Raw genomic sequence first — 839 nt, 5'->3', positions numbered from 1 at the left:
TCCTGAGTTTCCAAGTTAAAGCCATATATTTTTAGTAAGGATATATAAATATATCCTTTTTTTATTTTTTAAATATACATTGTATGCTATAATTTAAGTATGTCTAAATTTAATATATTAAACTGCACTAACGCACAAGGCAAATATACTTTTGTAATTCAAAGAAATAAAGGAAAAAATGGTTATAAAAAAATTGTTTCACTTGGTAATTATGAAAAATTAGAAAAGCAGAATAAAGATTATCTTGTAGTTTTGAGAAATTTAATAAAAAATGTCAACTGAACAAATGATCCGCAAGAAATTAAAGAATATTTATTGAGTAATTTTTTAAAAAGTGGTTTAGTAAAGACTGTTTGAGTAAATGATGGGGTTAAAGTAATTTACAAAGTTATAAAAAAGCTTGGAATTTATAATCTCTTGCCTAAAACTAAACATAAAGATTTAGAAGCGCTTTTAGAATATCAGATAGCTTCAAAAATATTAAGCGAAAATAGCATCTTAAAACGTTTTGAACAAAAAGATGAATATCAAAATAATATAGAATGTCAGAAAACAACTTTTTATAATTTTTTAGACATCTTAGCTGATAATCAAGATGCAATTTTTAAAGGAATTAATAACAAAATTACACAAGAAACTGACAGAAATATTGAATTGATTTTCTATGACTCTTCAACTGTTTATTTTGAAAGTTTTGTTAGAGAAGGATTGAGAGTTCCGGGCTATTCAAAAGATGGAAAATTTAAAGAAGATCAAGTTGTAATTGGTATGGCCACTGATGAAAATGGAATACCAATTATGCTAAAAGTATTCAGAGGAAACACTGCCGATTGCAACAC

1 protein-coding gene is annotated in these 839 nt (G+C 25.5%); it reads left to right on the top strand.

From position 1 onward, the window contains the following. Positions 1–99: 99 nt before the first annotated feature. On the top strand, positions 100–839 hold a 740-nt coding region (locus QMA87_RS03200; RefSeq protein WP_430623765.1), incomplete at its 3' end, for an IS1634 family transposase.

Source organism: Mycoplasma phocimorsus (assembly GCF_030077875.1).
Lineage (GTDB): Bacteria > Bacillota_I > Bacilli_A > Mycoplasmatales > Metamycoplasmataceae > Mycoplasma_H > Mycoplasma_H phocimorsus.
The sequence above is the reverse complement of the archived record's forward strand: the minus strand, read 5'-3'. Positions and strand labels throughout refer to the sequence as shown.